Origin of the sequence: Citrobacter sp. Cpo090, from assembly GCF_030332665.1 — a bacterium.
Lineage (GTDB): Bacteria > Pseudomonadota > Gammaproteobacteria > Enterobacterales > Enterobacteriaceae > Citrobacter > Citrobacter portucalensis.
On record NZ_JAOWHK010000029.1, the window covers coordinates 1 to 12,323 of the forward strand.

At 52.0% G+C, this 12,323-nt stretch carries 14 protein-coding genes; 8 read left to right on the forward strand and 6 right to left on the reverse strand.

The features are described 5' to 3' along the window. The first annotated feature begins 48 nt into the window (after positions 1–48). Genes OGY83_RS12555 through OGY83_RS12565 form a run of 3 tightly spaced genes read left to right on the forward strand, consistent with a single transcriptional unit; the run spans position 49 to position 2,493 of the window. The gene (locus OGY83_RS12555; RefSeq protein ID WP_286635988.1) at positions 49–828 is read left to right on the forward strand and encodes a T6SS immunity protein Tli3 family protein; all 780 of its coding nucleotides are present in this window, start codon (positions 49–51) and stop codon (positions 826–828) included. A gap of 1 nt (position 829) precedes the next feature. Then, entirely contained in the window at positions 830–1,090 is a 261-nt protein-coding gene (locus tag OGY83_RS12560; RefSeq protein WP_079938989.1) for a PAAR domain-containing protein, read from the forward strand. After that, positions 1,087–2,493 (forward strand): KPHS_23130 family T6SS system protein, encoded by a 1,407-nt coding sequence (locus tag OGY83_RS12565; RefSeq protein ID WP_286635989.1) that lies wholly within the window; start codon positions 1,087–1,089, stop codon positions 2,491–2,493. The genes OGY83_RS12560 and OGY83_RS12565 overlap by 4 nt, the downstream gene beginning before the upstream one ends. Positions 2,494–2,566: 73 nt before the next feature. Here OGY83_RS12565 and OGY83_RS12570 read toward each other — a convergent pair whose 3' ends face one another. The 3 genes from OGY83_RS12570 to OGY83_RS12580 all read right to left on the reverse strand — a co-directional run bounded on the left by OGY83_RS12570 (position 2,567) and on the right by OGY83_RS12580 (position 6,108). After that, entirely contained in the window at positions 2,567–3,508 is a 942-nt protein-coding gene (locus OGY83_RS12570) for an ABC transporter substrate-binding protein (RefSeq protein WP_003826688.1), read from the reverse strand. Between the two features lie 88 nt (positions 3,509–3,596). Beyond that, the gene (locus OGY83_RS12575; protein ID WP_079938991.1) at positions 3,597–4,592 is read right to left on the reverse strand and encodes an ABC transporter permease subunit; all 996 of its coding nucleotides are present in this window, start codon (positions 4,590–4,592) and stop codon (positions 3,597–3,599) included. Further along, positions 4,585–6,108 carry a sugar ABC transporter ATP-binding protein gene (locus OGY83_RS12580; RefSeq protein WP_003844755.1) on the reverse strand — a complete coding sequence of 508 codons (1,524 nt, stop codon included), beginning with the start codon at positions 6,106–6,108 and terminating at the stop codon, positions 4,585–4,587. Before OGY83_RS12580 ends, OGY83_RS12575 begins: the two co-directional genes overlap by 8 nt. Before the next feature lie 114 nt (positions 6,109–6,222). Here OGY83_RS12580 and OGY83_RS12585 point away from each other — a divergent pair, with 114 nt between their 5' ends. From OGY83_RS12585 to OGY83_RS12605, 5 genes are all read left to right on the forward strand, one after another. Beyond that, entirely contained in the window at positions 6,223–8,496 is a 2,274-nt protein-coding gene (locus OGY83_RS12585) for a hybrid sensor histidine kinase/response regulator (RefSeq protein WP_286635990.1), read from the forward strand. A 175-nt stretch (positions 8,497–8,671) separates the two neighbouring features. Beyond that, positions 8,672–9,304 carry a GNAT family protein gene (locus OGY83_RS12590; protein ID WP_063941245.1) on the forward strand — a complete coding sequence of 211 codons (633 nt, stop codon included), beginning with the start codon at positions 8,672–8,674 and terminating at the stop codon, positions 9,302–9,304. 68 nt (positions 9,305–9,372) lie between these two features. Beyond that, positions 9,373–9,702: a DDRRRQL repeat protein YjdP gene (yjdP, locus tag OGY83_RS12595; RefSeq protein ID WP_003826698.1), complete on the forward strand. Its 330-nt coding sequence runs from the start codon at positions 9,373–9,375 to the stop codon at positions 9,700–9,702. Positions 9,703–9,857: 155 nt separating this feature from the next. Further along, complete coding sequence (locus OGY83_RS12600; RefSeq protein ID WP_286635991.1) at positions 9,858–10,160, forward strand: type II toxin-antitoxin system RelE/ParE family toxin; 303 nt, start codon at positions 9,858–9,860, stop codon at positions 10,158–10,160. 26 nt (positions 10,161–10,186) lie between these two features. Beyond that, positions 10,187–10,528, forward strand: coding sequence for a HigA family addiction module antitoxin (locus OGY83_RS12605; RefSeq protein ID WP_103771872.1), 342 nt, complete (start codon positions 10,187–10,189; stop codon positions 10,526–10,528). 52 nt (positions 10,529–10,580) lie between these two features. Here OGY83_RS12605 and phnP read toward each other — a convergent pair whose 3' ends face one another. The 3 genes from phnP to phnN are packed head-to-tail and all read right to left on the reverse strand — an operon-like array spanning position 10,581 to position 12,323. Then, entirely contained in the window at positions 10,581–11,339 is a 759-nt protein-coding gene (gene phnP, locus OGY83_RS12610) for a phosphonate metabolism protein PhnP (protein WP_286635992.1), read from the reverse strand. A gap of 8 nt (positions 11,340–11,347) precedes the next feature. Beyond that, positions 11,348–11,782 carry an aminoalkylphosphonate N-acetyltransferase gene (phnO, locus tag OGY83_RS12615; protein WP_079938995.1) on the reverse strand — a complete coding sequence of 145 codons (435 nt, stop codon included), beginning with the start codon at positions 11,780–11,782 and terminating at the stop codon, positions 11,348–11,350. Then, positions 11,769–12,323: a ribose 1,5-bisphosphokinase gene (gene phnN / locus OGY83_RS12620; RefSeq protein WP_079938996.1), complete on the reverse strand. Its 555-nt coding sequence runs from the start codon at positions 12,321–12,323 to the stop codon at positions 11,769–11,771. Before phnN ends, phnO begins: the two co-directional genes overlap by 14 nt.

Below are 12,323 nucleotides of genomic sequence, written 5' to 3' on the forward strand. Positions count from 1 at the left end.
AATCTGCAATGGGATATGCCAAAACCGCTTAACGTTTAAGGATGAATTATGAAACCAGGAATTACGATAAGAGTATTAATCGGCGCGGTTTCGCTATGCGCTATCACTGCATGTACAAAAAAAGTACCAACTCAAGTTATTTATCGTTATGACGATAACCGGTATCTTGAACTAAAGGGCTTCGATTGCGAAGGTGCACTTTGGTATCATGATACCAGGAGGAATATACATAAGGAATTAGTAGATGGCGTTTATTCAACGTATCAGATCTTTTCCGGCGTATATATTCATCCATCCGATAAGTATATTCTTATACCGCGATGGGAACCTGGGGCATATAAAATATCTAAAGATTACGGACAAACATGGCAGGTAGCAACATATATGGCCCCTTTCCCAGCGCTGGAGAGAAACTCAGATGGTGTTATGCGTGACAGCCCTGAAGGAAAAGAAATAAAAAGAGTGGTGGTGGTCAATAACCAGGCGTTTATTTCCACAGCGCAGGACCATTTGTATATGAGTTCATATCCTTTTGACGACCCGCGTCTGGCGCCGGGTGGTCCGGGTATAGATTATCAATACTTTGATGACACCTATTATCTCTACAGGCCTGGCAAGCATAAATCCGGTGGCAAGTATGTGAATGCCCACATCAGACCTGAATCTCCAGGATATGCGTGGGGTATGGTTATTTTTATGAAACAAGGACTGGATAATCTTGTTGAGTCAGAAAAAGCGAATTATCAAAATCTGCCGGACAAAGAACCGGAGGTGGTGGGCTATAAGGGCTGGACCCGGATGTACTGCGATATGGATGCAGGGAGATAATATGAAAGGTGTAATCAGGCTAAACGATCCGCTGGAAAATGGCGGATATGTTAATAAAGCTTCAGGTAGCAAGTTTATGGGAATTCCTGTCGCTTTACAGGGGGATACTGTCGTTTGTATACCGCACAAAGGAATCTTTCCCATACTTGATTTTGAGCCTGACTGGACAATGGATGGCAAAGGTGTCGTTGTGGATGGTTGTAGGGCCGCATGTGGTTGCGCAATTAAAACCACTCTGCCAACGGCGGGGACAAGCAAATGAGAAAATGGAAGATACCAAACAAGAATCCCTATCAGGAACCAGAAAAATTCCCGCTTAATATTATGCTGATCATTAGCTTTGCTATATTTCTGTTTTTTATAACGTACAATATATTCAGCTGGTTGCAGGACAAGAAAGTTCCTGATGATCTGATATGGAATGCAATAGGTATCCCGTCGCTAATAGTGTTAGCAATCTGGTGTGTGGTGGTAATCACTTCCGGTGTTATATCTTTTCCATGTTACTATGCGGGTTATCTTGAGCAGTATGGTATGAACCAGTGGAAAAACTGGGCAATACGGGCATTGCCTCTTTTAGACTATTCATCCATTCTCCCGGTGCCTGAACTGGCATTAAAAATTCAGAAACTAGAGGGTGAAGCGCCAGCAGGTTCTGCAACGCCGTTACGCATTGATATTGAAGTTGACTCAATGGATGACACCAGAGTTGATAAAGTACTAAGGCAGTTGATAGAGCCCCTCAAATGTTCTCTTGTCAGGGATTATCGGCCTTTTACTACCTGGCTGTACGTTAAGGGAGCGGATGACACTATCGGCAATAGTTTCAAGGCGGTGCTGGCAAGTCTGAGCATCCCCAACGATAAGGTCGGAAAAATTAATATTCTTCACAAATGTCCTGATTATTTTTTAATAAATGACTGGGTTGATTTAAACATCTCTGAAAATAACCTGGTTATTACCGTTGAATTGCATGATGAAAATAATTCTGATTTTTTTGAAAGTGCTAATGCCTTTATTTTTACCAATACACAACTGCTTAAAGATAAAGACACACCTTTATATTTATTACGCATGATGGACAGTACCCCTTACTATCTTGATGAAATCGTAAGTACATATCTTTCTGCACAGCAAGTTGATGTCAGTAAAATTAAAAAACTATGGTTCAACTCACTGGATAAGCAGTCAAAATTCGTATTGTTTAGTGGGATAGAAAACGCAAAAACGAGTATTTTGGCCGATAGTCGATATGAACTGGAGGCCGTCACTGGGCGAAGCACAGAGGTTCAGCGCTGGGTTGTATTAGCGTTGGCTGCGGATGCTGCAAAATATGGTCAAGGCCATCAGTTATTCGCCAGTACATCCGCAGATACTATTCAATCCGGCATAATAGCTGCTAAATATCCAGGCTCTTGTCCGGCACTTGATAAGCTGGATTTCCATGATTATTGGAGAGTCATAAAATTGTGCGCAATTATTTTATGGTGTATGGGAGTTGTAAGTCTCGTACCACTGGAACTGTTCCAAAGTCACCCATGGTATACGTTTACACCTTTAGTTATTGGTATTCCGGTTATTTACACGGCGGTTATGATTTTTTCTTTTATACTGAGTCATAATATAGAGGAGGAAATGAATATTTATTACTCTCAGTTTTTATGAGGTAAGCGCCCTGACGGGCGCTCTTGCTTCTTTGACTCTCTTTGTGACAGGAGAGCATTAGTCGGTTCAGGATTTATTTAACCGTCCAACCCTTATAACTGCCGACGTTGTTTTTATCGATCATCGTCACCGGAATTAGCACGGGTTCTTTCGGGGCGGGTTTCCCCTGCAATATGTCATAGCCGATTTCGACCGCTTTGGCAGCCATCACCTGCGGATCTTGTGCCGGAGTCGCCACAAATAGTGAGTTTTCGCGCTTCAGCGCTTCTTCACCGTCCGGGGATCCATCTACGCCGACAATAAAGAATTCGCTACGCTGCGCCTGTTTTGCCGCCAGATCGGCACCGATCGCCGTCGGATCGTTAATGGCGAATACGCCGTCGATCTTCGGATTTGCCGCCAGTAGCGCGGTCATGATCTCCAGCCCGCCTTCGCGACTGCCTTTGGCGTTTTGGTTATGCGACAGCACCTTGATGTCCGGGTGGCGTTTAAACTCAGTCTGGCAGCCTTCCACGCGGTTCTGGACGGCGGAAACCGGCGGCCCGTTGATGATGACGACGTTGCCTTTGCCTTTCAGGCGGTCGGTAATGTATTTACAGGCCATTTCACCTGCCTGGGTGTTATCGGAGGTAATGGTCGCATCTGCGCCCTCCGCCGCCACGTCAACGGCGACCACCACAATCCCCGCGTCTTTCGCGCGTTTTACCGCCGGGCCGATGCCTTTGGAGTCGGCGGCGTTAAGGATAATCATGTCGACTTTGGCGGCAATAAAGTTGTCGATTTGCGACACCTGTTGCCCCAAATCGTAGCCGCTGGAAACCAGCGTTACTTTAACGCTATCACCTGCCAGCTTGCGTGCTTCCAGTTCTGCGCCTTTGGTGATCTGCACGAAGAACGGGTTGGCCAGATCGCCCACCGTAACGCCGATCGATTTCAGTTCTTTTGCCTGCACAAACGGAGCTGCAGCAAGCAGGGCGCCAGCACAGAGCGCGGTCACTAATGGCTTCAAACGCATACTCGTTTCCTCACGTAGGGTATTGTTGTTATACGCCTGATGGCGCTGCGCTTATCAGGCCTACGAATGAGTAGGCCAGTAAGCTTGTCTATGCACTTTGATGGTGTCGGGTACGGTATTTGTCGATTAGCACCGCTATGATGATCACCGCCCCTTTGATCACCAGTTGCCAGAAATAGGAGACGCCCATTAGCGTCATGCCGTTATTGAGCGTGGCGATTATCAATGCCCCCACCAGCGTGCCGGTGATGGTGCCGATCCCGCCAACAAAGCTGGTGCCGCCGAGGATCACCGCCGCGATGGCATCAAGCTCGTAACCCATGCCTAAGTTGCCGTTGGCGCTATACAGCCGCGAGGCGCTCATCACCCCGCCAAGACCAGAGAGCAAACCGCTCATGCCGTAGACGAACAGCAGCACCAGCCACACTTTGATACCGGTTAAACGTGCGGCCTGCATATTGCCGCCGACCGCGTAGATATGAACGCCGAGCGTGGTGCGGCGCAGAATGAACCAGCACACCACCACCACCGCCAGCGCAATGACCACCAGCCACGGAACCGGGCCGAGATAGTTGTTACCGATCCACTCAAAGCTGATATTGGAGTTAATCACCGTTGTACCGTCGGCCAGCAGATAGGCCGCGCCGCGCAGCGCCGTATAGGTTCCAAGCGTGACGATAAACGGCGGTAGTCCGGCAAAAGCGACCAGCGCGCCGTTAAACAATCCCAGCACCAGGCCAAGCATCAGCGCCGCCGGAATCGACAGCATGGCAAACTCAGGAATAAGAGAAACGACCATGGCTGCGACGGCAGTGGTACCGAGAATAGAACCCACTGAGAGGTCGATCCCGCCGGTCAGAATGATGAAGGTCATGCCAGCCGCCAGCACGATGTTGATCGAGGCCTGACGGGTAATATTCAGCAGGTTGCTTTCGGTAAAAAAGTTAGGCGCGATAAAGCCAAATACCGCCACAATCAGGATGAGAATCGGTAAGATGCCGACCGTTTGCATCAGATCGCTCATCAGCATTCTTTTCGCGGAGGCGGATTTCGCCACCTGCTGGGGAGTGGTTGGATTATTCATGGGGCACCGCCTGATGGTGGGAGTCGTTCACGCCGGTTGCCAGCGTCATAATATTTTCCTGGGTAATACTTTGTCCGTTCAGCTCGCCGGCAATACTGCCTTCCCGCATGACGTAAACGCGATCGCTCATACCAACGACTTCCGGCAGTTCGCTGGAGATCATCAGGATCGCCACGCCTTTGCGCGCCATATCGTTCATGATCCGGTAGATCTCGCTTTTGGCACCAACGTCCACGCCGCGCGTGGGTTCATCGAGGATCAAAATACGTGGACCGATCGCGACCCAGCGTGATATCAGCAGTTTTTGCTGATTTCCGCCGGACAACCCGCCCGCGCGTACCTGTGCGTGCGGAACGCGGATGTTGAGCAGCTTGATGGCGTCATCGGAAATAGCCTGCGCCTTTTTGCGATCGAGCATGCCCCAGTTGGCGTCACGTTCCAGAGTCGCCATGGTGATGTTTTCTGCCGCTGCCAGCTCTAAAAATAATCCCTGCTCTTTGCGGTTTTCCGTCAGAAAGCCAATGCCGTGGTCAATCGCCTCGCGCGGGGAGTGGATCACTACCGGTTCACCGTCTACTTCAATCATGCCGCCGATGGCTTTACGCACGCCAAAAATCAGCTGAGCCAGTTCAGAACGCCCGGCGCCGACTAACCCGGCCAGGCCGACGATCTCCCCGGAGCGTACCAGCAAGCTGCACGGCTGGACTTTATGGCCGTCGGTCAGGTGATGAACATTGAGGCGTGCTTTACCTAAGGGAATGTCGCGCTCTTTGTTGAACAGATCGCTTAACGGACGGCCCACCATCATGCGCACCAGCTCCGAGGCGTTGAGCTTGTCGCGGGTCAGGCTGCCAACATATTGTCCGTCGCGCAGGACGCTGACGCGGTCCGAGAGTTCGTACACTTCCGCCATGCGGTGGCTGATGTAGATAATCGCCATCCCCTCATCGCGCAGGCGCATGATCAGTTCAAACAGGCGATGGGTTTCACGTGAGGAGAGGGCGGCGGTGGGTTCATCCATCACCAGAATGCGGCTGTTACGGTGCAGGGCGCGGGCAATTTCCACCTGCTGCTGTTCGGCGATGGTCAACGTCATCACACGGTCGCTGGCCTTAAACTGGGCACCGAGTCGGTCGATGACTTTCTGCGACTGCATCACCATCTCTTTTCGCTGGACCAGACCGCCGCGCGACAGCTCGCTGCCGAGAAAGATATTTTCCGCCACCGTCAGGTTCGGTGCGAGCTGCATCTCCTGATAAATCAGCGTGATGCCTGCGCTAAGTGCATCTTTAGGTCCGCGAATGTGGAACGGCTGACCGTCAATCAGGATCTCACCGCTGGTGGCGGTATAGGCCCCCGCGAGGATCTTCATCAGGGTGCTTTTCCCTGCGCCGTTCTCGCCCATCAGGGCATGAATCTCACCTGGCCAGACCGTTAAATCGACCCCTTTCAGCGCGTAAAATTTGCCAAACGCTTTAGCAATGTTGCGCATCTCCAGAACCGGTGTCCTGCTCATGGCGGATCTCCTGTGGGGTGGCCGATATCAGCAGTCCATCACAGGAATGTAAATGCAAAATGTCAGAAGCCGTTCATATTTGTCATATTGCGATTTTTCTTCACGGAGCGTGATATGCCGCAACCGGGACGTCATTTTTTCGCCAGTGCGCGCGGACGATTGCTGTTCTTCAATCTGTTGGTGGTGGCTGTCACGCTGATGGTGAGCGGCGTGGCGGTGCTGGGTTTTCAACACGCAAGCCAGATTCAGGAGCAGGTACAGCAGCAAACCGTTGACGACATGACCGGCAGCATGAACCTGGCGCGGGATACGGCGAACGTGGCGACGGCGGCGGTGCGGCTGTCGCAGGTGGTTGGGGCGCTGGAATACAAAGGGGAAGCGGAGCGGCTGCAGGAGACGCAACGGGCGCTGAAGCAGTCGCTGGAACAACTGGCTACCGCGCCGCTGGCGCAGCAGGAGCCGGTGCTGGTTGAGCGTATTATCCAGCGCAGTAATGAACTACAAAGCAGTGTAGAAGGGATGTTGCAGCGCGGGCAGCGGCGGCATCTGGAGCGTAACGCGTTGCTCAGTTCGCTGTATCAAAATCAAAGCTATTTACGTCATCTGCAAAAGCTCACCGGCGCGCAGGACGATGTGCTGCTGGGGCAGATGGACCGCTTAATTGTTGCCGCCATCGATACACCCACGCCGCGTTCGGTGGTGAAACAACTGGATGCGGTGATGCCTGCGCTTCCCTTGCGTCATGCTAATCCGCTGATTAACGGTATCCTCAACGACTTCAACCAGGAGTTGCATAAGCTGGAGCCGCTATCTTCCGCGCTGGAGCAGAGCGATTTGGCGATCAACTGGTATATGTTTCATATCAAAGCGCTGGTGGCGATCCTCAACAGCGATATCAATCAGTATGCCTCGCAGGTGGCGCTGATCTCAGAGCAGCGGGTAGCGCAAAGCCATAAGGAACTGCAATCTGGCGCGTTATTTATTTTAGTGTTTGCGCTGCTGGCGGTGGTGATCACCGGTTTTGCCGGGTGGTATATCTACCGTAATCTCGGTTCCAACCTGACGGCCATTTCGCGGGCGATGACCCGGCTGGCGCACGGTGAATCAGATGTCAGCGTCCCGGCCCTGCAGCGGCGTGATGAGTTAGGCGAGCTGGCCCGCGCCTTTAGCGTCTTTGCCCGGAATACGGCGTCGCTGGAGCACACCACCCGACTGCTAAAAGAAAAAACCAGCCAGATGGAAATCGATCGCACCGAGCGTCAGGGGCTGGAAGAAGCGCTGTTGCACAGCCAAAAGCTGAAGGCTGTGGGGCAACTGACGGGTGGATTAGCACATGATTTCAATAACCTGCTGGCGGTTATTATTGGCAGTCTGGATCTGGTGAATCCGGAGTCACCCGACGCGCCACGGGTCAATCGGGCGCTAAAAGCCGCCGAGCGCGGGGCGCTGCTTACCCAACGCCTGCTGGCCTTTTCGCGCAAACAGTCGTTGCATCCCCATGCGGTGGAGCTGAAAACGCTGCTGGAAAACCTGGGCGAACTGATGCGCCACTCTCTTCCGGCCACGTTGACGCTGGAGATTGAAGCCCAGTCTCCCGCCTGGCCCGCGTGGATTGATGTCAGCCAACTGGAAAACGCCATTATCAATCTGGTGATGAACGCCCGTGACGCCATGGACGGGCAGGTGGGCACGATTAAAATCCGTACCTGGAATCAGCGGGTCACGCGCAGCGATGGGCGCAAGCAGGATATGGTAATGCTGGAGGTTGCCGACCAGGGCAGTGGGATGTCGCAGGAGGTGAAAGCCCAGGTCTTCGAGCCGTTTTTCACCACCAAACAGACCGGTAGCGGCAGCGGACTGGGGCTGTCGATGGTTTACGGTTTTGTGCGCCAGTCCGGTGGCCGGGTGGAGATTGAAAGTGCTCCTGGGCAGGGAACGACGGTCAGGTTGCAACTGCCTCGCGCCGTTGTTCCGGTGCAGGCTCAAGTGGAAGCGCTAGCGCAACACACAACGACCAACGATGAAAAACTGGTGTTGGTGCTTGAGGATGAGGACGATGTACGCCAGACGTTGTGCGAGCAACTGCACCTGCTGGGTTATCTGACGTTAGAAGCCGCCAACGGCGAGCAGGCAATGCATCTGCTCGCCGCGTCTTCAGAGATTGATATTCTGATCAGCGACCTCATGCTGCCCGGTGGATTAAGCGGCGTGGATGTGGTTAACCATGCCCAGGCACATTATCCGCAGTTGTCCATCCTGCTGATAAGCGGTCAGGATTTACGGCCGGCGCATAACCCGGCGCTGCCGGATGTGGCGCTATTGCGTAAGCCTTTTACCCGGGGAGAGCTGGCGCAGGCGCTGCGGAAAAGTGAACAGTCATACCGCTAAGACATTGTCCTCTTTGCATACTATTTTGCGAGCTTCCTTCGGAAAACTAAACCTGCCAAAGAGATTAGGAATTCATCAAGACCAGGGAGCAAACGGGTGATGCTAATCTGAGCAAACACAGCCCGATTAGGATATAAAAGGAATTATGCCAGTACTAACAAGAGGTGATTCGCAGATGATTGTGATGCCGACAACGTATAGCCCGATGGCCGTCGCCCGCTCGTTTAAGGTGGTGGATACGTTTGAGCTTTCCGGGCGTATTCTGCTGGTTATTTATGACAGGCAAACTCCACGCGCAGCAATCATTGAAGCTGATATTGAGATTTTTAATGGCGTGCCTCGCCATCGGGTTCTTGCTGCACTGGATTTGCAGCGTAAACCCTACCTGGACAACGATATTCTAACGGTGGAACGATGTTGGGAAGAGGCGTCTGTGTTTCAGATAGAAGGGATATGTGTTAATCCGTCCGAACGAGATAAAGGGTTGGCGACGCGCCTGTATGAAGCACTGATTTTGCGCTGTGGTGTAACGCTGATTAGCGATTTTGAGCAATATGATGGCGGGAAAATGCTCTGGCAGAAAATTGCGCGTGAGTCTGAATACATCTCAGTTTTTATCCTGGACACGGAGCAAAACGCATTCTGGCCATATGATGGTTCGAAGGTTATATATGATGGGGGATGTATCCCAGAAGAGCGGATATGGAGCATGTCACCAGATACAAAATGCCACGGTGTTGTTTTGGTGGCAGAGGAAAAACAACGCGCTTACCAGTTGATGGAGCCAGGGGCGTCCTATCGAGTTTGAGATTCCTCCGCTACACCTTCTTTTCTGCGTTGACTAACGTAAAGCCAGTTCAACTTCGGGTCTGGCTTATGAAATGTTACCCCATGCTTTTATTGTTTAGCTTGCTGTCACTGACCACCATGTCAGCGCAGGCGGATATTATCGATGACGCCATTGGTAATATTCAGCAGGCGATTAACGACGCATACAAACCGGACAACGGGCGGGATTATGACGACTCCCGTGATGAAAGCTGGCAGCGCCAGATGAGTGACGACCGGCGCAGGCAATATGACAATCGCCGCCGCCAGTTTGAAGATCGACGTCGCCAACTGGATGATCGTCAGCGCCAGCTCGATCAGGAACGGCGTCAGTTAGAAGACGACGAACGCAGAATGGAAGAAGATTACGATCGCTAGCTATAACTATTTAAATTTAAGAGTATTTTATCCCCTGTAAGGGATTTAGCTTTCAGCTAAACATCTCGCCATTTTATGTTAATGTATGCACTTGAGCACAGTGCGTGTATGCATTACAATCTCACTATGCTTATGGAAAAGGAGCGGGCAATGGAATGTCTAAATCATTAAATATCAGAAATTTTCGGGATACATGGCTTGAAGATTTTTTTGAACGGGCGACACCGCACAGAAAAATACCTGCGGATATTCACACTGCATTAGCCAGAAAGCTGGATATCATTAATGCGGCTGTTTCGCATCGGGATTTTCGCTCGCCACCCGGTAACAGATATGAAGAGTTAACTGGAAAATTACAGGAATATTCTTCAATCAGAGTAAACAAGCAGTACCGATTAATATTTAAATGGATTAACGGTAAGGCCGAAGATGTGTACTTAGATCCACACATCTACTAGAACTAGAGAAAATCTAAGGTAACGATATGAAACAGGCAACCAGAAAACCAACGACTGTGGGTGATATCCTGCAATATGAATACCTGGAGCCGCTCGAGCTGAAAATTAATGATCTGGCTGAAATACTGCATGTTCATCGCAATACGGTGAGCGCACTGGTCAACAATAATCGCAAATTAACAACGGATATGGCGTTTCGTTTGGCCAAAGCGTTTGATACCTCCGTTGATTTCTGGCGTAACTTACAGGCGGCGGTTGACCTGTGGGAAGTTGAAAATGACATGCGGGCGCAAGAAGAACTGAACCGCATTGTTTCGGTTAAAGATTTTATTGCTCAGCGAAATGGCGAGTCTAAAAAAGTCGCCTGAATGTCAGCTTGTAGGCCGGATAAGATGTTTTTATCGCATCCGGCAAATTTCCTTACTCCAGCACAATCTCCATTCCGTCATATCCTGCCTCAAACCCTGCGGGAAGCGGATTTTCCATCATCCACAGGTCGAACTGATGGCTGATATGCGTCAGGATCACCCGTGGACAGCGGATAACCTCGTTCAAGGCGATAACGGTGTTTAAATCACAATGATTGCGCGGTGGCTCGGCGCGCGGGGCATGGCTGCAGTCGATGATAATCACCTGAGGCTGATTATTGTGGAGAAACTTCAGTGTCTTGTCGGGAAGTCCGGCGGTATCGGAGAGCCACGCCACGCGGCTATGTGCGGTCTCCAGCAGATAACCAAACGTCAGCTTTGAATGATTGAGCGGTAGCGGCGTTACCTGCAATCCTTGCAGGTCGAACACCACGAACGACGCGACGGTATGGCTAAAATCGAGGATGCCCGGATGCTTAAACAGATCGTCGCAACCCTGTTCATCCGGCGGACCGTACACCGGGATGGTCGTCCCCACGCCCCAGCGTAGCGGAAACAATCCCTGTACATGATCCATATGATAATGGGTCAGCAGAAACTGCTGGAAGCTGCCCGCCGGCCAGTCGTCCATCAGATGCGGGATCCCCGCGTCCAGCAGCGTCACCGCATTATTGAATTTGACCACCCCGCTACATGGGCGTCGACGGTATTGTGCCTGTAAGCGTGCTCGTTGGCAGGCCGCGCAGTCGCAGCCAAATGTCGGCACCAGCTGTGCGCCGCCCGTTCCCGTCAGCGTAATGGTCAGACTCATGGCTCCCCCTACAACGGTTTGGTGAAGCGAAAATGGCTCATGGTATAGCCTTCACGCTGGTAAAAACGGTGTGCGTCAAGGCGTTGGGTGCTGGTGGAAAGCTCGGTGACTTCTGCGCCCGCTTCGCGCGCGGTGGCTTCGGCCCAGGCCAGTAACTGACTGCCGACCCTTAACCCTCGTGCCTGTGGCATCACCACCAGTTCCTGAATCTCGCCAATCCAGTTGGCGTGGTGCAGATGAAACTGCAGGTGCAGACCGATCAAACCGACGACCTGTCCGTCGAGCAGCGCCAGCTGATAGTGCATATTAGGATCTTGCAGATTTGCGGCGTAGCCTGCGCTAAAGGCCTGTAGGTCGAATTGACCCTGTTTCAACTCACAGATGAGCGCATAAACCGCATCGGTATCGTATAGCGTTGCGCGGCGTAATTCACAGACAGACATGTTTCTTCTCCTTGTGTCCCATCAGTGTGAGTAGTGTATCGACAGACTGTAGCAAACTTCCATCGTTGTTCAGGACGTGGCAGTCATACGGGGCGTAGCGAGCTGCGCGTTCAAGGCGGGCGGCGATTTCCGTTTCGCTTTCCCGTCCACGAGCCTGCAAGCGCTGGCGTAAAATCGCCGGGGAAACCTGTAAGTAAATGGGGAGTAAAGATGTGCCGTAACGGGCCTGCGCCTGGGGCAGATGCGCACGCGAGCCGTTGACCACCACATCAAAACCGGCGTGTAGCCAGAGGTCAATCTCCACGCCAACGCCGTAGTAGAAGCCATTGGCGTGCCAGCTCAGCGCCAGCAGGTTCTGCCCGGCGCGGGTAAAAAACTCTTGTTCACTCAGCGCAATATGATTTTCATTCCCGGCGTTGGCGGCGCGGGTGATGTAACGGTGCGCCACCAGCAGTTGCGCCGGTTCCTGCTGGCGGAGTTCTGCCAGCAGGCTGTCCTTACCGGAGCCGGATGGCCCCATCAGCCAGATCAGTTTACCCAT

Coding starts and splice junctions, on each gene's coding strand:
- yjdP (WP_003826698.1), top strand. CDS start 9,373: ATGAAATGTTACCCCATGCTTTTATTGTTTAGCTTGCTGTCACTGACC.
- OGY83_RS12590 (WP_063941245.1), top strand. CDS start 8,672: ATGATTGTGATGCCGACAACGTATAGCCCGATGGCCGTCGCCCGCTCG.
- phnP (WP_286635992.1), bottom strand. CDS start 11,339: ATGAGTCTGACCATTACGCTGACGGGAACGGGCGGCGCACAGCTGGTG.
- OGY83_RS12585 (WP_286635990.1), top strand. CDS start 6,223: ATGCCGCAACCGGGACGTCATTTTTTCGCCAGTGCGCGCGGACGATTG.
- OGY83_RS12560 (WP_079938989.1), top strand. CDS start 830: ATGAAAGGTGTAATCAGGCTAAACGATCCGCTGGAAAATGGCGGATAT.
- OGY83_RS12580 (WP_003844755.1), bottom strand. CDS start 6,108: ATGAGCAGGACACCGGTTCTGGAGATGCGCAACATTGCTAAAGCGTTT.
- OGY83_RS12570 (WP_003826688.1), bottom strand. CDS start 3,508: ATGCGTTTGAAGCCATTAGTGACCGCGCTCTGTGCTGGCGCCCTGCTT.
- phnN (WP_079938996.1), bottom strand. CDS start 12,323: ATGGGTAAACTGATCTGGCTGATGGGGCCATCCGGCTCCGGTAAGGAC.
- OGY83_RS12575 (WP_079938991.1), bottom strand. CDS start 4,592: ATGAATAATCCAACCACTCCCCAGCAGGTGGCGAAATCCGCCTCCGCG.
- phnO (WP_079938995.1), bottom strand. CDS start 11,782: ATGTCTGTCTGTGAATTACGCCGCGCAACGCTATACGATACCGATGCG.
- OGY83_RS12555 (WP_286635988.1), top strand. CDS start 49: ATGAAACCAGGAATTACGATAAGAGTATTAATCGGCGCGGTTTCGCTA.
- OGY83_RS12565 (WP_286635989.1), top strand. CDS start 1,087: ATGAGAAAATGGAAGATACCAAACAAGAATCCCTATCAGGAACCAGAA.
- OGY83_RS12600 (WP_286635991.1), top strand. CDS start 9,858: ATGTCTAAATCATTAAATATCAGAAATTTTCGGGATACATGGCTTGAA.
- OGY83_RS12605 (WP_103771872.1), top strand. CDS start 10,187: ATGAAACAGGCAACCAGAAAACCAACGACTGTGGGTGATATCCTGCAA.